This is a genomic window from Enterobacter sp. HSTU-ASh6 (genome assembly GCF_026319105.1).
Taxonomy (GTDB): Bacteria; Pseudomonadota; Gammaproteobacteria; order Enterobacterales; family Enterobacteriaceae; genus Enterobacter; species Enterobacter sichuanensis.
In genome coordinates, this window is record NZ_WSPD01000007.1 from 169998 (window position 1) to 188698 (window position 18701).

Here is an 18701-nt window from a genome sequence, read left to right on the forward strand (position 1 = left end):
CCAATGCTGAATCGTTTAATGAAAAATAGTGTTTTGGAACCGGAGCCAATAATTTCCAAATCCTATCCCGCACAAAACAACAAATATTTTTTTAGCGGTTGCTGGCTATTTCACCGTTATAATTTCGCTTAGTGATTACAACGGGAAATAACCTTTCGCATTTTTCTTCAGGTCATGCGCGTTTTACGCAGCGCCATGAAATCGAGCACGCCTCCCGTCAGGATCCCGACGACGGCCAGCAGGGCGCCAGCGTCCAGCAGAAGGGCTTCCAGAGGGAGCGCCAGCGACGTGCTGGCATTAATAATGAGCACGACCAGCCAGAGAGCCAGGGCAACACAGCCCGTCATTAACAGACGTAACGCAAAACGGTAGGCGCGATGATATTCGGTGCGCGGCATAAAGTGTTCTGTTCGCTGGGTATATTCCAGCGTCTGACGGCAGACCAGCAGTAATAAAATCCCCGGCACCGCAGCAACCACAGAGAAGAGATAAAACGTCGGCCAGCCATGGGCTTCAACAAACCAGCCAGCAATCGGCCCCACGTAGACGCGGCCAACGGCAGAGAGTGCTGAGAGCAGTGCGAACTGCGTGGCAGAAAACGACTTGTTGCAGAGCGTCATCAGCAGGGCGACAAATGCCGCGGTCCCCATCCCGCCACAGAGGTTTTCAAAGAATACCGCGGTAGCCATGCTGACCATATGTTTGTCGGTGATCGACAGCAGCCAGTAACCTGCGTTAGACGCCCCTTGCAGGATGCCGAAAATCAACAGTGCGCGGAACAGCGTCAGGCGCTGCATTAATACACCACCGTAGAGCGCACCGACGATGGTCGCGAACAACCCCAGCGTTTTATTCACCACACCCACCTCGCCGGCATCAAAACCGACGCCCCGGATAAGGAAGGTGGTAGTCAGGCTCATCGCAAAGGCATCGCCGAGCTTATAAAGGACGATAAGCAGCAGGATCAGCCAGGCGTTGTTACGGCCAAAGAAATCACGCAGTGGTTCGGCGACGGCCTGCTCCAGCGTACGGGGAACCGGGATTACATCACTCGGTTCGGGCGCAAACAGCGTCGCGATAATGCACGGGATAAGCAGGGCAGCCATCAGCCAGTACATGCCCTGCCAGCCGAGATAACGGTCGGCCAGCCAGAGAGCCAGCCCGCCGGAGACCAGCATCCCGAGGCGATAGCCCAGCACGCTGATGGCCGCACCAGCACCGCGCTCTTCCGCCGGTAAGACGTCCGTCTTCCAGGCGTCGAACACGATATCCTGGGAAGCGGAGCAGAAGGCAATCACCACCGCGAGCGCGGCCATCCAGCGTAACTGCGAGGTGGGTTCAAGAAAACCCATCCCCGCAATGGCCAGCAGCAGCAGGACCTGGGTCATCACCAGCCAGCCACGACGACGCCCCAGGAAGGGCGGCGTGTAGCGATCCATGACCGGAGACCACAGGAACTTAAAGACATAGGCCTGGCCCACCAGCGAGAAGAAACCGATGGTTTTAAGATCGATATTCTCGACCGTCATCCATGCCTGAAGCGTGCCGGAAGTGAGCGCGAGGGGTAAACCCGAGGCAAAGCCGAGGATCAGCAGAATGGCTGATTTCGGTTGCTGGAAAATACGTAAGTATTGACTGGACATGTTCTTAGCAACTGACCCGGTAACACACCGGGTCAGCCAGCAGGATTAACGCGCGTTCTGTTTGATGAAGTCGTGAATGCTGGTGTCCTGCGCCATGTCGGAGATAGTGTCCGTCAGCACGCTGTTAACCGCATCAGCAATATTTTTATTAGACGCCTGGAACGCGCCTTCTACAGAGTAGCTCGCACGGTAATTTTTGGTCATCTTGTTGCCATTCTTCGCGGTCGCGATGATGGCGATATCCGCTTTAGTGGCGATGTTGTAGCGCACGTTACCCTGGGAGACGTCAGCGTACAGGTTGTTCACGATGATCTGCAGATCCACCGCGCCGCTTGGGCCAACCATATAACCGCGAGAGGTCATCTGTTTTTCCAGCACTTCCTGCAGCAGGAAACGCAGGTCGCGGGACGCGGTCAATGTCACCAGCTGGTTGTCGCGGGTCACCTTCGCCAGAGCCTGATCCTGACGCTGATCGGCACCGTTAATGCTCACGGTGACGCCCATCAGGCTTGGGTCCTGCTGAGGCAGGGTGATTTTAGGTGAAACATCAATGGTGGTTGGCGGGGTTGCGCAGCCTGCCAGCATAAAAAGGGCTACCAACGGGAAGAAGAGTTTTTTTAACATTTTAAGGTTCTCACGAATCGTAAGCATAGAGAGAGAAAAAATTGCCGCCATCATAACATCGCCAACGGCCAGGGGAAGTGGTCAACGCATGTAAATTCATCGCCTTGTCTGAAAACTGACCAGCTCACCCTTTTTCTCCCTCGCGGAATGACAAAACGTATGAGCCACACAGTAAACTTCATTCGTTTGGGTGAGAAAATAAGACGAAAGCTAAATATTTGTTGTCAAGGTGTAATGGAAACGGTAAAAGCGGCTAATATTTAAAGGGATGGGTGACATCCTGGCGTTGTCGGAGGAGTAATTTCATGATGATACGTGAGCAGATAGAAGATAAATTAAGGGCAGCGTTCAACCCTGTGTTCCTCGAAGTCGTCGACGAGAGCTATCGTCATAACGTACCGGCAGGTTCTGAAAGCCACTTCAAAGTGGTTCTGGTTAGCGATCGCTTCACGGGAGAACGTTTCCTGAACCGACACCGCTTGATCTACAGCACCTTGACGGAAGAACTCTCCACAACCGTACATGCCCTGGCGTTGCATACCTACACCATTAAGGAGTGGGAAGGCTTGCAGGATACGGTTTTTGCCTCCCCACCTTGCCGGGGAGCAGGCACCATCGCTTGATAAATCGGATTTGCAACGGCTGGAGTTTTTCCAGTATGTTGCTTACAGATTTCCTCAAAACGGCCTCCGGGCCGTTTTGTTTTGTCTGAGTTTTGAGCGGATGGTGCGTTTTTAAGGCTAAAAATAGCCTTAAAGTGTGAAAAAAGCCGCAGCAACATGCCCCAACCGTTCTCGACTCACCTAAGTGATGCCGCTATAATGCCGCGTCTTAATGAATGTCTTCGGGATGATTCTGGCGACAGGGAATGTGAATCTGCACTAAGAGAGCATCCCGGTATAACAGACAGATTCAGAGTTGACCGAGCACTGTGATTTTTTTGAGGTAACAAGATGCAAGTTTCAGTTGAAACCACTCAAGGCCTTGGCCGCCGTGTAACGATTACTATCGCTGCTGACAGCATCGAAACTGCTGTGAAAAGCGAGCTGGTCAACGTAGCAAAAAAAGTACGTATTGACGGCTTCCGTAAGGGCAAAGTACCAATGAATGTTGTTGCTCAGCGTTATGGCGCTTCTGTGCGTCAGGATGTGCTGGGTGAGCTGATGAGCCGTAACTTTATTGATGCGATCATCAAAGAAAAAATCAATCCGGCCGGCGCGCCGAACTACGTTCCAGGCGAATACAAACTGGGCGAAGACTTCACCTACTCTGTAGAGTTCGAAGTGTATCCGGAAGTCGAGCTGAAAGGTCTGGAATCTATCGAAGTTGAAAAACCGATTGTATCCGTGACTGACGAAGACGTTGACGGCATGCTGGACACCCTGCGTAAGCAGCAGGCGAACTGGAAAGAGAAAGAAGGCGCTGTTGACGCGGAAGACCGTGTGACCATCGACTTCACCGGTTCTGTAGACGGCGAAGAGTTCGAAGGCGGCAAAGCGTCTGACTTCGTACTGGCGATGGGCCAGGGTCGTATGATCCCAGGCTTCGAAGACGGTATCAAAGGTCACAAAGCGGGCGAAGAGTTCACCATCGACGTGACCTTCCCGGAAGAGTACCACGCTGAAAACCTGAAAGGTAAAGCGGCGAAGTTCGTTATCAACCTGAAGAAAGTTGAAGAGCGCGAACTGCCAGAACTGACTGAAGAATTCATCAAGCGTTTCGGCGTGGAAGATGGTTCTGTCGCGGGCCTGCGTACCGAAGTGCGTAAAAACATGGAGCGCGAGCTGAATGGCGCGGTGCGTAACCGTGTTAAATCTCAGGCGATCGAAGGTCTGGTGAAAGCGAACGAAATCGACGTGCCAGCTGCCCTGATCGACAGCGAAATCGACGTGCTGCGCCGTCAGGCTGCACAGCGTTTCGGTGGCAACCAGCAGCAAGCGATGGAACTGCCACGCGAACTGTTCGAAGAGCAGGCAAAACGCCGCGTTGTTGTTGGCCTGCTGCTGGGCGAAGTGATTCGTACCCACGAGCTGAAAGCTGACGAAGAGCGTGTGAAAGGCCTGATCGAAGAGATGGCTTCTGCATACGAAGATCCATCAGAAGTGATCGAGTTCTACGGTAAGAACAAAGAGCTGATGGACAACATGCGCAACGTTGCCCTGGAAGAGCAGGCTGTTGAAGCGGTACTGGCGAAAGCGAAAGTGACCGAAAAAGCGACCTCTTTCAACGAACTGATGAACCAGCAGGCGTAATTTCGCCCTGACGGTTTAAAGTTTGAACAGAAAACCCGTTGCCTTGCGGCAGCGGGTTTTTTTTATCGCAGCTTAGCCCAGGAAGAGTGCTAAAACGCCCTTTCGGTGTTAGCGTAACAACAAAAGGTTGTTATGCTTGAAATAGGGCACTGTGAACCCCATAAGTACGTAATCATGATGAATGAGACTGGCTGATAATCCGTCCGTAAGGTTACAATCAGTACAGCAGGTGTTTTCAATTTTGATCCAGGAGACGGAAATGTCATACAGTGGCGAACGAGATAACTTTGCACCCCATATGGCTCTGGTGCCAATGGTTATTGAACAGACCTCACGTGGTGAGCGTTCTTTTGATATCTATTCCCGTCTGCTCAAGGAACGCGTTATCTTTCTGACAGGCCAGGTGGAAGACCATATGGCTAACCTGATCGTGGCGCAGATGCTGTTTCTGGAAGCGGAAAACCCGGAAAAAGACATTTACCTGTACATTAACTCCCCGGGTGGCGTGATTACAGCAGGTATGTCCATTTATGACACCATGCAATTCATCAAGCCTGATGTAAGCACTATCTGTATGGGTCAGGCTGCATCTATGGGCGCGTTCCTGTTAACAGCAGGGGCTAAGGGTAAGCGTTTCTGCTTGCCGAATTCCCGCGTGATGATTCACCAGCCGCTGGGCGGTTACCAGGGGCAGGCGACGGATATTGAAATCCACGCCCGCGAAATCCTGAAAGTAAAAGCGCGCATGAATGAACTTATGGCGCAGCATACGGGTCAACCCCTCGAGCAGATCGAGCGCGATACCGAGCGCGATCGCTTCCTCTCTGCTTCAGAAGCAGTTGAGTACGGCTTAGTCGACTCCGTGTTGACCCATCGTAATTGATGCCCGCGACGCGAGTGTGCCGCTATACTAAGGTAGGGCGGCACTCTGCCTGAGAGCAGCTTGCGTCTTAGAATAGCATTTGCGTCGTCATGTGCGGCACAAAGAACTTAAAAAGAGGTTTGGACTCATGACAGATAAACGCAAAGATGGTTCGGGCAAACTGCTGTACTGCTCTTTTTGCGGCAAAAGCCAGCATGAAGTGCGTAAACTGATTGCCGGGCCGTCCGTGTATATCTGCGACGAATGTGTCGATTTATGTAACGACATCATTCGCGAAGAGATTAAAGAAGTCGCGCCACACCGCGAACGCAGCGCGCTGCCAACGCCGCATGAAATTCGTCATCACCTTGACGACTATGTCATCGGTCAGGAGCAGGCCAAGAAAGTACTGGCGGTAGCGGTATACAACCACTACAAACGTCTGCGCAACGGCGATACCAGCAATGGCGTAGAACTGGGTAAAAGTAACATTCTGCTGATCGGCCCAACCGGGTCCGGTAAAACGCTGCTGGCTGAAACCCTGGCGCGTCTGCTGGATGTTCCGTTCACCATGGCGGATGCCACCACCCTGACCGAAGCCGGTTATGTGGGTGAGGACGTTGAAAACATCATCCAGAAACTGCTGCAGAAGTGCGATTACGACGTACAGAAAGCCCAGCGCGGGATCGTTTACATCGATGAGATCGACAAGATCTCCCGTAAATCAGACAACCCTTCCATCACCCGTGATGTATCAGGTGAAGGCGTACAGCAGGCACTGCTGAAGCTGATTGAAGGGACGGTTGCTGCCGTTCCGCCGCAGGGGGGACGTAAACACCCTCAGCAGGAGTTCCTGCAGGTTGATACCTCCAAAATCCTGTTCATCTGTGGCGGTGCGTTTGCCGGTCTGGATAAAGTCATCTCCCACCGTGTTGAAACCGGCTCCGGCATTGGTTTTGGCGCAACGGTGAAATCAACGTCCGAAAAACCGAACGAAGGCGAGCTCCTGGCACAGGTTGAACCAGAAGATCTGATCAAGTTCGGTCTGATCCCTGAGTTCATCGGTCGTCTGCCGGTGGTGGCAACCCTGAATGAACTGAGTGAAGAGGCGCTGATCCAGATCCTGAAAGAGCCGAAAAATGCGCTGACCAAGCAGTATCAGGCGCTTTTCAATCTGGAAGGCGTTGACCTGGAATTCCGTGACGAAGCGCTGGATGCGATTGCCAAAAAAGCAATGAGCCGTAAAACCGGCGCGCGTGGCCTGCGTTCTATCGTTGAAGCGGCTCTGCTCGACACCATGTACGATCTGCCTTCAATGGAAGACGTGGAAAAAGTGGTGATTGACGAGTCCGTGATTAGCGGTCAAACCAAGCCACTGCTGATTTACGGTAAACCGGAAGCACAGCAGGCGTCTGGCGAATAATTCACCAAATCATACAAGCAGTTAATCAAAAAGGGGGGATTTTATCTCCCCTTTACTTTTTCCTTATTCATAGCGTTGAATGTGTGGGAAACATCCCCATATACTGGATACATGTTAATGGTTATGTGAAGCACAGTGACATGACCAGCTTACCTGGCGGACACTAACTAAGAGAGAGCTCTATGAATCCTGAGCGTTCTGAACGCATTGAAATCCCCGTATTGCCGTTGCGCGATGTGGTGGTTTATCCGCACATGGTCATACCCTTATTTGTAGGGCGGGAAAAATCTATCCGTTGCCTCGAAGCCGCTATGGATCATGATAAAAAAATCATGCTGGTGGCGCAGAAAGAAGCATCAACGGATGAGCCGGGTGTAAACGATCTTTTCACCGTCGGGACCGTGGCCTCTATTTTGCAGATGCTGAAGCTGCCTGACGGCACCGTGAAGGTGCTGGTAGAAGGTCTGCAGCGTGCGCGTATTACCACTCTGTCAGACGATGGCGAACACTTCTCCGCGAAGGCAGAGTACCTTGATTCGCCCGAACTGGATGAGCGCGAGCAGGAAGTGCTGGTGCGCACCGCGATTAGCCAGTTTGAAGGCTACATCAAGCTGAACAAGAAAATCCCACCAGAAGTGCTGACGTCGCTGAACAGCATCGACGATCCTGCGCGTCTGGCGGACACCATCGCTGCCCATATGCCGCTGAAGCTGGCTGACAAACAGTCCGTGCTGGAAATGTCCGACGTTAACGAACGTCTGGAATACCTGATGGCGATGATGGAGTCTGAAATCGATCTGCTGCAGGTTGAGAAGCGTATTCGCAACCGCGTGAAAAAGCAGATGGAGAAATCTCAACGTGAGTACTATCTGAATGAGCAAATGAAAGCCATTCAGAAAGAGCTCGGCGAGATGGACGACGCGCCGGACGAAAACGAAGCGCTGAAGCGCAAGATCGATGCGGCGAAGATGCCGAAAGAGGCGAAAGAGAAAGCGGAAGCAGAACTGCAGAAGCTGAAAATGATGTCTCCGATGTCGGCGGAAGCGACCGTGGTGCGCGGCTACATTGAGTGGATGGTACAGGTTCCGTGGAACGCCCGCAGCAAGGTCAAAAAAGACCTGCGTCAGGCACAGGAAATCCTGGATACCGACCACTACGGCCTGGAACGTGTGAAAGACCGCATTCTTGAGTACCTTGCGGTACAGAGCCGTGTGAACAAAATTAAAGGCCCTATTCTTTGCCTGGTAGGACCGCCGGGGGTGGGTAAAACCTCTCTGGGCCAGTCCATTGCCAAAGCGACCGGCCGTAAGTATATCCGTATGGCGCTGGGTGGCGTACGCGATGAAGCGGAAATCCGCGGTCACCGCCGCACCTACATCGGTTCTATGCCGGGTAAACTGATTCAGAAAATGGCGAAAGTGGGCGTTAAAAACCCGCTGTTCTTGCTCGATGAGATCGACAAAATGTCCTCGGACATGCGTGGCGATCCGGCCTCGGCTCTGCTGGAAGTGCTTGATCCAGAACAGAACGTGGCGTTCAGCGATCACTACCTGGAAGTGGACTACGACCTGAGCGACGTCATGTTTGTCGCGACGTCGAATTCCATGAATATTCCGGCCCCGCTGCTGGACCGTATGGAAGTGATTCGTCTCTCCGGTTATACCGAAGATGAGAAGCTGAACATTGCTAAGCAGCACCTGCTGCCGAAACAGATAGAGCGTAACGCGCTGAAAGCCAACGAGCTGACCGTAGAGGACAGCGCGATTATTGGCATTATCCGTTATTACACCCGTGAAGCGGGCGTGCGTAGCCTTGAGCGTGAAATCTCTAAACTGTGTCGTAAAGCGGTGAAACAGCTGCTGCTGGATAAGAGCCTGAAACACATTGTGATTAACGGCGATAATCTGCATGCCTATCTCGGCGTTCAGCGTTTCGACTACGGTCGCGCGGACAACGAAAACCGTGTGGGCCAGGTGACTGGTCTGGCATGGACGGAAGTGGGCGGCGATCTGCTGACCATCGAAACCGCTTGTGTCCCGGGCAAAGGCAAACTGACCTACACCGGTTCTCTGGGTGAAGTGATGCAGGAGTCCATACAGGCGGCGCTGACCGTGGTGCGCGCGCGCGCAGAAAAACTGGGCATCAACCCGGATTTCTATGAAAAACGCGACATCCACGTCCACGTTCCTGAAGGGGCAACGCCGAAAGATGGCCCAAGCGCGGGTATTGCCATGTGTACCGCGCTGGTTTCCTGTCTGACCGGCAACCCGGTGCGCGCCGATGTGGCGATGACTGGTGAAATCACCCTGCGTGGTCAGGTTCTGCCAATCGGTGGGTTAAAAGAAAAACTGCTGGCGGCACATCGCGGTGGGATCAAAACCGTATTGATCCCGTACGAAAACAAACGCGATCTGGAAGAGATTCCGGACAACGTGATTGCCGATCTGCAGATCCATCCTGTTAAGCGAATTGAGGAAGTTCTTAGTCTCGCATTGCAGAATGAACCTTCCGGAATGCAGGTTGTAACCGCAAAATAGTGACCTCGCGCAAAGAGCGTCAATAAAAACAAGGCTGGTAAGTGATTTCGCACTTGCCAGCCTTTTTTTGTATAGCTAATTTAGATTGCTGATTAGGTCAGCCATCAACAACGGGTGTTGTAAGGTCATGGCAGGCCTGATATAACTGCTGCGCGGTCGCGTTGTGAAGGATTCAGACGCGATATAAATTATAAAGAGAGGAAGAGAACAGTGAATAAATCTCAACTGATTGACAAAATTGCTGCTGGTGCTGATATTTCTAAAGCTGCAGCTGGACGTGCGTTAGATGCATTAATTGCTTCTGTTACTGAATCTCTGCAGGCTGGGGACGACGTTGCACTGGTAGGCTTCGGTACTTTTGCTGTTAAAGAGCGTGCTGCCCGTACTGGCCGCAACCCTCAGACCGGTAAAGAGATCACCATCGCTGCTGCTAAAGTGCCGGGTTTCCGTGCAGGTAAAGCGCTGAAAGACGCAGTAAACTGATTGCTTTCCCGTTTCAGGGAAGCCGGATAGTACAAGGGCGCATCGTTTGATGTGCCTTTTTTGTTTGTCCAGACCTGATTTGTACGAGTTTATGCGAGTTGTGGGCTGACAATCGCCCCGTTTTCTTGTCACAATAGGCCTTCACGCGCGACGGGCAGGATTTACCGTCAGCGTCAGGTAATCAGTCACCTACAGCGGAGTGTTGTTACACCATGATGGACAGCTTACGCACGGCTGCTAACAGTCTCGTGCTCAAGATTATTTTCGGTATCATTATCGTGTCGTTCATATTGACCGGCGTGAGCAGTTACCTTATTGGCGGTGGCGCGAACTATGCCGCAAAAGTGAATGGCCAGGAGATCAGTCGTGGTCAGTTCGAGAATGCTTTTGCCGGTGAACGTAACCGTATGCAGCAACAGCTGGGCGACCAATTCTCTGAGCTGGCGGCGAACGAAGGGTATATGAAGACCCTGCGCCAACAGACGCTGAACCGTCTTATCGACGAAGCGCTGCTGGACCAGTACGCCAAAAAACTGGGCCTCGGCATCAGCGACGAGCAGGTGAAAAAAGCCATTTTCTCCACGCAAGCCTTCCAGTCTAACGGCAAATTCGATAACGCGCGTTACAACAGCATCGTCAACCAGATGGGCATGACCGCCGATCAATACGCGCAGGCGCTGCGTAACCAACTGACTACCCAGCAGCTCATCAATGCTGTTGTGGGTACTGATTTCATGCTCAAAGGTGAAACGGACGAACTGGCCGCGCTGGTAGCGCAGCAACGCGTTGTGCGTGAAGCGACCATTGACGTAAATGCCCTGGCGGCGAAACAGCAGGTAAGCGACGCTGACGTTAACGCCTGGTACGAGCAGAACAAGAATTCCTTTGTTTCTCCGGAGCAGTTCCGCGTGAGCTACATCAAGCTGGATGCGGCTGCATTGCAGGAAAGCGCGTCTGACGCGGAGATCCAGTCTTACTACGATCAGCATCAGGATCAGTTCACTCAGCCGCAGCGCAACCGCTACAGCGTGATTCAGACCAAAACCGAGGCTGATGCCAAAGCGGTACTGGATGAACTGAATAAAGGCGCAGATTTCGCGACCATTGCGAAAGCGAAATCCACCGATATTATCTCCGCGAAAAACGGTGGGGATATGGGCTGGCTGGAAGAGGCAACGACCCCTGATGAACTGAAAAATGCCGGTCTGAAAGACAAAGGCCAGTTGTCTGGTGTTGTTAAATCTTCCGTTGGTTTCCTGGTGGTTCGTCTGGACGACATCATCCCTGCGAAAACCAAACCACTGGCTGAAGTTCGTGATGACATCGCGGCGAAAGTGAAGCAGGAAAAAGCGCTGGATGCCTACTACGCACTGCAGCAGAAAGTGAGCGATGCGGCCAGCAACGACAACGAATCTCTGGCGGGTGCAGAGCAGGCGGCTGGCGTGAAAGCGGTTGAAACGGGCTGGTTTGGCCGTGATAACCTGCCGGAAGAGCTGAACTTCAAACCAGTTTCAGATGCCATCTTTAACGGTGGGCTGGTCGGCGAGAACGGCACGCCAGGCAGTAACTCTGACATCATTACCGTTGATGGCGATCGTGCGTTCGTTCTGCGCGTCAGCGAGCACAAGCCAGAAGCGGTCAAACCGCTGGCGGAAGTGAAGGATCAGGTTGTCGCCCAGGTTAAGCACAATAAAGCGGAACAGCAGGCGAAACTGGATGCTGAAAAGATTCTGGTTGATCTGAAAGCGGGTAAAGAGGACGCGTTGAAAGCGGCTGGCCTGAGCTTCGGTGAGGCGAAAACGCTGAGCCGTACGGGTCAGGATCCTGTCAGCCAGGCTGCATTTGGCCTGAGCCTGCCTGCGAAGGATAAACCGAGCTTCGGCTCCACGACTGATATGCAGGGTAACGTCGTTCTGCTGGCGCTCGATGAAGTGAAAGCCGGCACTCTGCCAGAAGCGCAGAAGAAAGCGATGGTTCAGGGCATTACCCAGAACAATGCCCAGATTGCTTTCGAAGCGATGATGAGCAACCTGCGTAAAGATGCCAAAATCAAGCTGGGCGATGTGATGACTCAGCAGCAATAATTACGTATCTGCTCGCAGATTTTCGTAACGCTCTGCAAAAACTAAAGGCCGCTTTCGCGGCCTTTTCCATTTCTGCAATCTGCCGTTTGTGCCTGTTTTCATCGATGGCTATCGTGACGGGGCTGTCAACAAACAAGGAGATACAGCATGAAACGTGGAATCAAAGCACTGTTAATTACGTTGGCTATTGCCACCACCGGGATGAGCGCTGGCACGCAGGCGGCGACGCCTGCTGCTAAACCACAGACGGTACAGAGTAAGACCGACGCCGCTGCGCCAGTGCAGGGGCAAACCAAAGCGACGGATGCCGGTAAAAATGGGGACGATGACGGTACGCGGGTGAGTATCAATTCGGCATCGGCGGAAGATCTGGCCCGCGCGATGAACGGTGTCGGCCTGAAAAAAGCGCAGGCTATCGTCAGCTACCGCGAAGAGTACGGACCTTTCAAAACCGTCGACGATCTCAAACAGGTTCCGGGGATGGGAAGCGCGCTGGTTGAACGCAACCTCTCACACCTGACGCTGTAATCTCACAATTACTTGCACTGCGGCGATAATTTGCCAGGATAAAGAGGTCATACCAGTGATGACCTCTGATCCTATAACAACGAAAGGCTATTGCGCTATGCAGACAAAAATCAAAGTACGCGGTTTTCACCTCGACGTTTACCAGCATGTGAACAATGCACGCTATCTTGAGTTTCTTGAAGAAGCGCGCTGGGACGGGCTGGAAAACAGCGAAAGCTTTCAGTGGCTGACCGCGCATAACATCGCGTTCGTGGTCGTCAACATCAACATCAACTACCGCCGTCCGGCCGTACTGGGTGATGTGCTCACCGTGACCAGCCAGGTACAACAGCTAAACGGGAAGAGTGGTGTCCTCAGTCAGGTTGTCACGCTGGATCCTGAAGGGCAGGTGGTGGCTGATGCGCTAATTACCTTCGTCTGTATCGATCTGAAAACGCAGAAAGCGCTGCCGCTTGAAGGGGAGTTGCGGGAAAAGCTGGAGTTGATGATCGCGTAGGAATTTTGTCTTTTATAAAAGACAAAAAGTTTTTTCAGGGATAGAATAATGGACAGGGACTACGTTGTTGAACGTTACCGGACCCGCGACGGAAAAGTGCCGTTTGAGGAGTGGGTAGCGAAGATGAAGCGAAAGGATCCGGAGTTAGCGTTTCGGATCCTTCTGCGAATTGACCGTGCTGAGAAAGGGAATTTCGGCGATTACCGATACCTCAGAGAGGGGATCTGGGAATTGAAAATTGATTGTGGTCCCGGCTATCGAATCTATTTTGCGCTTCACCATCGGAAGATCCTGTTGTTGCTGATCGGCGGTGACAAAAAGAGTCAAAAGACGGATGTTAAGCTGGCAATAGATTACTGGAATGATCATCAAAAGGATAAATCCGATGAGCAAAAGCCAACAAGAATTTTCTAGTTCCGTCAGCCATGATGAAGCCGTTGTAAAAATGCTTCGTGAAAACCCTTCCTACGCTCAGCTATACCTGCAGGTTGCGTTAGATGAGATTTATGAAGATCAGGGAATCCCTGCATATTTAATCGCGTTAAGACGCGTTATCGAAGCCCGCGGTGGCATAGGTGAAATTGCTGCCAAAGCAGGCTTATCCCGTCAGCAGCTATACCGAACCTTGTCTGACAATGGCAACCCAACGCTGACAACCCTGATGAAAGTGACCCGTGCTGCCGGTGTCAAACTGTTCGACAGCACGGTCAAATAACCCTATTTAAGCCCGGTCTTTTTCTGCATAGCGGCCATCACGCCGGCTTTATCGGCAAGATAGTGATTCAACCCGTTAGCGCGCAGGTTGCAGGCGGCGCACTGGCCGCAACCGTCACCTTTGATGCCGTTGTAGCAGGTGAGGGTTTCACTGCGAACCAGGTCCAGCTTGCCCCAGTAGTCCGCCAGCGCCCAGGTTTCGGCTTTATCCAGCCACATCAGCGGCGTTTCAAAGCGCGTCTCTTTCGCCATGCCCAGATTGACGGCGTGGTTTAACGCTTTCACGAACTCATCGCGACAGTCCGGATAGCCGGAGAAGTCGGTCTCGCATACGCCGGTTATCACCGCTTCGGCTTGTACCTGGTAGGCGTAGATTGCCGTCAGGGTCAGGAAGAGGATATTTCGGCCAGGAACGAAGGTGTTCGGAATGCCGCTGGCGTCAGGTTGGTAGTCCGGGACGGGAATACTGTCCCGGGTGAGGCTGCTGACGGCCAGTTCATTTAACAGCGTAACGTCCAGCACCTTGTGCGCGCGTGCGCCCAGTTTGAGGGCCAGTTCACGGGCAACGTCGATTTCAGCGCGATGGCGCTGACCATAATCGAAAGTGACACAGTGAACTTCATCGTACTGATGAAGGGCCTGAACCAGGCAGGTAGTAGAGTCTTGTCCTCCGCTGAACACGACGACGGCACGTTTCATAAATCATCTCGACAGTTACGTAAAAACGCTATGTTACCGTCTGACCACGACGGCGACCAGCTTCTTCACGATTTGGGGGCGGGCAGCCAGGCTTCGGTAAAGTCAAACCAGCCGCGGGTGTTAAGGCGTATGCCGTTGACCCCCGGCGGGGCGCTGATCTGGTATTGATAATTGAACAGTGGGGTGATGACCGCGTTCTCCATCAGCCGGCTAAATATCGCCTTCAGGCCCGCATGCCGGTCCTGTTCATTAGCCTGGGTCTGGACCGCATCCAGCGTCGCCTGCAGATGAGCATATTGCGGCGCGCTCAGCAGGTGTGGCCAGAGGGCATCACAACGCAGCCACTGCTCAAGCGTGTATTCCGGTGCTTCGCCAATCAGTCTGTCGCCCATCATGATGTCCGCGTCCGCCAGTTGCTGACATCCGTCCCAGGTTTTCGCATCATAAAAGATAACCGTAAGCGCGCAGCCCTGCTGGGCAAGGTACTGTTTTAGCTGGCGCGCCATCGTGTGTAGCTCGACGGGCAAATGGTACAGCAGGGTTAACCTCTCCGGCAGAGGGACATGGGTTAAATCCGGCCACTGAGGAATTGCCCAGCCGGGCAGTAACTCCTCTGTTGGGGTAATCAGCCCTTCATTGAGCGGGAGCGTATGCAGAAGCGATGAGAGATGAATGATATTAATGAGTCGTCGCGCCTGCATTTCACTCAGGCGTGGGCTTTGCTTCAGGGTGAGATAACAAAAGCCCAGACTGGTGCTGTTAGTGACCAGACGCAGACTCTCAAGTTCATCCGGTTCGCCAATGGCGATCTGCACAGGATGACGACAACTGGTACCCAGCTCAGAGTCAAATAGCGTCGGGGTGATCCAGTATTCGATAGCCTTAAGCAGCGGGTGGCTGAGATGGTACTGTTCATGGCTCTCCAGGCGAACCAGATCGGGTTCATACACGCTGAGCCTGAAAGGGCCGCAGCCCGTCATGGGCTGTTCGGGATGGGCAAGGCGGCTGCAATAAGTGGCCAGGCGGTGTGCCAGCCAGTAATCCGGCTTGTGCAGAGTAAATGTCAGACACTGAGGGTGAGTGACGTCAATACGCAAGACGCTCTGGAACAGTTTACGCAGGGCAGGCAGGGCAAGAAGCGCGTTCAGGCTTTGCTGAAGCTGCCCGGTTTCGACCTTATCGCCATTATGCCAGTGCAGGGTGGAGCGAATATAAAAATGCCAGTGCAGACCGTCCTCCGACACCGCCCAGTGATGGGCGAGATCGCCTGTGGGTTCACTGGAGTTGCCATGAAAACGCGTTAGCCCGGAAAAAATCTGTCCTGCCAGATGTTGCTCCGCACGACCGGGCAGAAAACCGGGATGAAGCGGATCCAGTGTACGGTAATAGGGGATACGCAGCGTCGGCGTGTCGTTTTGCCACTGCCCGCCTAAAAACGGGTGCAGCAAAGACCGCAGTTCTTCGGGGGCAAGCTGGGCCAGTTCCAGCACGTTGTGCTGCTGTCCGCGCTTCAGCGCCTCTTCCATCATTGCATTACGCAGTGACTCCGGGGCGACATGGAACGTCAGCTCTCCCCGTTTGCCGCGACCCGACTGCGCTCGCCAGCTCAGCCAGCCCGCGTCCTGGGCCTGACGCAGCAGCGTGCGGACATGTCGTTCGCTGCAAAAACAGCGGGCAGCCAGTTCGCTGATGGTGACCTGCTGCGTTGCACCCTTTGAAGGCTGCCAGAGGCGGTGATACTGATTGAGTCGGTTGAGCTGGCGCATAAAAAACCCGGAACAATAATAATCATCTATTCACTATTACTTCCGTATATCTCACACGATACTGATGCACAAGTTAACCGCATCACATTTCGGGAGTAACCATGGCTCGGCTCGCTGCATTTGATATGGACGGTACGTTGTTAATGCCGGATCACCGTTTAGGGGAGAAAACCCTGAACACGCTAAAGCGCCTGCACGAGCGTAACGTCACCCTGACCTTTGCCACTGGCCGTCATGTGCTGGAAATGCGTCATCTGCTGGGCGCCTTTTCCCTCGATGCCTTTCTGATCACCGGCAACGGGACGCGAATTCACTCTGTAGAAGGGGAGGTACTGCACTGTCAGGATCTCGACCCGGAAGTGGCAGATATCGTGCTGCACAGTACCTGGGACACGCAGGCCAGCATTCACGTCTTTAACGATCAGGGCTGGTTTACCGGGCGTGATATTCCTGCGTTACTGCATGCGCATGTCTACAGCGGTTTTAGATACCAGCTTATCGATCTGCGTAAGATCCCCGCCCATGCGGTGACCAAGATCTGTTTCTGTGGCGATCATGACGATCTGTGCCGTTTACGCGTTCAGCTCAATGAGGTGCTGGGTAACCGGGCGCATCTGACCTTCTCGGCAGTGGATTGTCTGGAGGTGTTGCCTGTGGGCTGTAACAAAGGTTCAGCCCTGGCGGTACTGAGCGACCACCTGGGCTTAACGCTTCAGGATTGCATGGCGTTTGGCGATGCCATGAACGACCGGGAGATGCTGGGCAGCGTAGGCCGCGGTCTGATTATGGGGAATGCGATGGCGCAGCTAAAAGCGGCGCTTCCTCATCTGCCGGTTATAGGACATTGCCGCAACGAAGCGGTGTCCCATTTTTTGATGCATTGGCTGGACAATAACACCCTCCCATATTCCCCCGAATAGTGAGACCCTTCCAGCAAGCCAGACTTCGGTCTGGCTTTTTTTTACTTCAGCAACTGCGCAATCTGCGCTTTCCACGGGGCGATATCGCCGATGTTGGCCTGCACCCACTCCGCATTGTAGTAGGTCTCAAGGTAGCGCTCGCCACTGTCGCACAACAGCGTGACGACAGAACCCGTGCGGCCCGCGTCGCGCATGCGTGCGGCAAGCTGCAGTGCGCCCCACATATTTGTGCCCGTCGATGCGCCGACTTTACGACCCAGTTGCGTCTCCAGCCAGTGCGCCGTTGCCACGCTTGCGGCATCCGGCACGCGGAGCATTTCATCCACCACATCCGGGATGAACGACGGCTCCACGCGCGGGCGGCCAATCCCTTCAATTTTGCTCCCCACCGGGCTGCGCAGGCTGGCATCGCGGTTTTGCCAGTAGTCGAGGAATACGGAGTTTTGCGGATCCACCACCATCAGTTGGGTATCGTAGCCCTGACAGCGAATGTAGCGTCCGATCGTGGCTGACGTGCCGCCGGTACCGGCGCTCATGACGATATAGGAGGGAACCGGATGCGGTTCGTGGGTCATCTGGCGGAAAATACTGTCGGCAATGTTGTTATTGCCGCGCCAGTCCGTCGCGCGCTCGGCGAAGGTGAACTGGTCCATATAGTGACCGTTGAGCTCACGGGCCAGCATTTCAGAGGCGGCGTAGATTTCGCAGGCGCTTTCCACAAAGTGGCAGCGACCGCCGTAAAATTCGATCTGTTCGATTTTGCGTTTTGCGGTGCAGGACGGCATTACCGCGATAAACGGCAGGCCCAACAGGCGGGCAAAATAGGCTTCGGACACCGCCGTTGAACCGGATGAGGATTCAATAATGGTGGTGCCTTCTTTAATCCAGCCGTTACATAAACCGTATAAAAACAGCGAGCGCGCCAGGCGATGCTTCAGGCTACCGGTGGGATGAGTGCTTTCATCTTTCAGATAGAGCTGTATGCCGTCAAATCCCGGCAGGGAAAGGCGAATCAGGTGCGTATCCGCCGAGCGCTGATAGTCGGCATTGATTTCGCTGATCGCATGTTTAACCCAGGTGCTATTCATCGTAGTTATCCGTTTGTCATTTTGTGCCTAGCATAGCGAAAAGCACAGAAAAAATTGTTGCTATCTGGCCTTTAAAATAGAATCAAGGGAGAAAAATTTTCTCTGTGAGGTGGGTATGCTAGATAAAATTGACCGTAAGCTCCTGTCGTTACTGCAGAGTGACTGTACCCTCTCTTTGCAGGCGCTGGCCGATGCCGTTAATCTGACCACCACGCCGTGCTGGAAGCGCCTGAAGAAGCTTGAGGATGACGGTATTCTTCTGGGACGCGTCGCGTTATTAGATCCCGAAAAACTGGGGCTTGGGTTGACGGCTTTTGTCCTGATAAAAACGCAGCATCACAGCAGCGAATGGTATTGCCGCTTTGTCACGCAGGTCTCGGAAATGCCGGAGGTGCTCGGTTTCTGGCGAATGGCCGGCGAGTACGATTACCTGATGCGCGTTCAGGTGGCCGACATGAAGCGCTATGATGACTTCTACAAACGGCTGGTGAACAGCGTACCGGGATTATCGGACGTCACCTCGAGCTTCGCCATGGAACAGATTAAATACACCACAGCGTTACCTATTGAATAACTTCGTAA

The 18701-nt window shown here is 53.4% G+C and carries 18 protein-coding genes; 13 read left to right on the forward strand and 5 right to left on the reverse strand.

The annotated features are described in order from the left end of the window. Positions 1-167 precede the first annotated feature (167 nt). The gene (gene ampG / locus GM298_RS10945; RefSeq protein WP_025756180.1) at positions 168-1643 is read right to left on the reverse strand and encodes a muropeptide MFS transporter AmpG; all 1476 of its coding nucleotides are present in this window, start codon (positions 1641-1643) and stop codon (positions 168-170) included. A gap of 45 nt (positions 1644-1688) precedes the next feature. Then, on the reverse strand, positions 1689-2267 hold the full coding sequence (locus GM298_RS10950) for a lipoprotein (RefSeq protein WP_025756179.1): 579 nt from the start codon (positions 2265-2267) through the stop codon (positions 1689-1691). A gap of 305 nt (positions 2268-2572) precedes the next feature. Here GM298_RS10950 and bolA point away from each other — a divergent pair, with 305 nt between their 5' ends. The 11 genes from bolA to GM298_RS11005 all read left to right on the forward strand — a co-directional run bounded on the left by bolA (position 2573) and on the right by GM298_RS11005 (position 13647). Next, positions 2573-2890 carry a transcriptional regulator BolA gene (bolA, locus tag GM298_RS10955; RefSeq protein ID WP_013095855.1) on the forward strand — a complete coding sequence of 106 codons (318 nt, stop codon included), beginning with the start codon at positions 2573-2575 and terminating at the stop codon, positions 2888-2890. A gap of 330 nt (positions 2891-3220) precedes the next feature. Continuing rightward, positions 3221-4519, forward strand: a complete 1299-nt coding sequence (tig, locus tag GM298_RS10960; protein WP_008503318.1) for a trigger factor — start codon at positions 3221-3223, stop codon at positions 4517-4519. Between the two features lie 259 nt (positions 4520-4778). Further along, positions 4779-5402 carry an ATP-dependent Clp endopeptidase proteolytic subunit ClpP gene (gene clpP, locus GM298_RS10965; RefSeq protein ID WP_008503317.1) on the forward strand — a complete coding sequence of 208 codons (624 nt, stop codon included), beginning with the start codon at positions 4779-4781 and terminating at the stop codon, positions 5400-5402. Positions 5403-5529: 127 nt separating this feature from the next. Then, the gene (clpX, locus tag GM298_RS10970; protein WP_008503316.1) at positions 5530-6804 is read left to right on the forward strand and encodes an ATP-dependent protease ATP-binding subunit ClpX; all 1275 of its coding nucleotides are present in this window, start codon (positions 5530-5532) and stop codon (positions 6802-6804) included. Between the two features lie 182 nt (positions 6805-6986). Continuing rightward, on the forward strand, positions 6987-9341 hold the full coding sequence (lon, locus tag GM298_RS10975) for an endopeptidase La (protein WP_023334706.1): 2355 nt from the start codon (positions 6987-6989) through the stop codon (positions 9339-9341). A 210-nt stretch (positions 9342-9551) separates the two neighbouring features. Continuing rightward, a complete protein-coding gene (gene hupB, locus GM298_RS10980; RefSeq protein ID WP_002444653.1) occupies positions 9552-9824 on the forward strand; it encodes a nucleoid-associated protein HU-beta in 273 nt (90 codons plus the stop codon). 212 nt (positions 9825-10036) lie between these two features. Beyond that, the gene (gene ppiD, locus GM298_RS10985; protein ID WP_025756177.1) at positions 10037-11908 is read left to right on the forward strand and encodes a peptidylprolyl isomerase; all 1872 of its coding nucleotides are present in this window, start codon (positions 10037-10039) and stop codon (positions 11906-11908) included. Positions 11909-12055: 147 nt separating this feature from the next. Beyond that, the gene (locus GM298_RS10990) at positions 12056-12436 is read left to right on the forward strand and encodes a helix-hairpin-helix domain-containing protein (protein WP_266154106.1); all 381 of its coding nucleotides are present in this window, start codon (positions 12056-12058) and stop codon (positions 12434-12436) included. A gap of 97 nt (positions 12437-12533) precedes the next feature. Further along, positions 12534-12932 (forward strand): YbgC/FadM family acyl-CoA thioesterase, encoded by a 399-nt coding sequence (locus GM298_RS10995; RefSeq protein ID WP_025756175.1) that lies wholly within the window; start codon positions 12534-12536, stop codon positions 12930-12932. A 48-nt stretch (positions 12933-12980) separates the two neighbouring features. Next, entirely contained in the window at positions 12981-13346 is a 366-nt protein-coding gene (locus GM298_RS11000) for a type II toxin-antitoxin system RelE/ParE family toxin (protein WP_025756174.1), read from the forward strand. Beyond that, a complete protein-coding gene (locus GM298_RS11005; RefSeq protein WP_025756173.1) occupies positions 13318-13647 on the forward strand; it encodes an addiction module antidote protein in 330 nt (109 codons plus the stop codon). The genes GM298_RS11000 and GM298_RS11005 overlap by 29 nt, the downstream gene beginning before the upstream one ends. 2 nt (positions 13648-13649) lie before the next feature. Here GM298_RS11005 and queC read toward each other — a convergent pair whose 3' ends face one another. Continuing rightward, the gene (queC, locus tag GM298_RS11010) at positions 13650-14345 is read right to left on the reverse strand and encodes a 7-cyano-7-deazaguanine synthase QueC (RefSeq protein WP_025756172.1); all 696 of its coding nucleotides are present in this window, start codon (positions 14343-14345) and stop codon (positions 13650-13652) included. A 65-nt stretch (positions 14346-14410) separates the two neighbouring features. Then, on the reverse strand, positions 14411-16111 hold the full coding sequence (locus GM298_RS11015; protein WP_266154107.1) for an SgrR family transcriptional regulator: 1701 nt from the start codon (positions 16109-16111) through the stop codon (positions 14411-14413). A gap of 101 nt (positions 16112-16212) precedes the next feature. On the opposite strand from GM298_RS11015, the gene cof reads away from it, so the two are divergent. Next, positions 16213-17031, forward strand: a complete 819-nt coding sequence (cof, locus tag GM298_RS11020; protein WP_266154108.1) for an HMP-PP phosphatase — start codon at positions 16213-16215, stop codon at positions 17029-17031. Between the two features lie 41 nt (positions 17032-17072). Here the strand turns inward: cof and GM298_RS11025 are convergent, their stop codons facing one another. Then, entirely contained in the window at positions 17073-18119 is a 1047-nt protein-coding gene (locus GM298_RS11025) for a PLP-dependent cysteine synthase family protein (RefSeq protein ID WP_126800436.1), read from the reverse strand. 115 nt (positions 18120-18234) lie between these two features. Here GM298_RS11025 and GM298_RS11030 point away from each other — a divergent pair, with 115 nt between their 5' ends. Beyond that, positions 18235-18693, forward strand: coding sequence for an Lrp/AsnC family transcriptional regulator (locus GM298_RS11030; RefSeq protein ID WP_008503307.1), 459 nt, complete (start codon positions 18235-18237; stop codon positions 18691-18693). Positions 18694-18701: the final 8 nt, after the last annotated feature.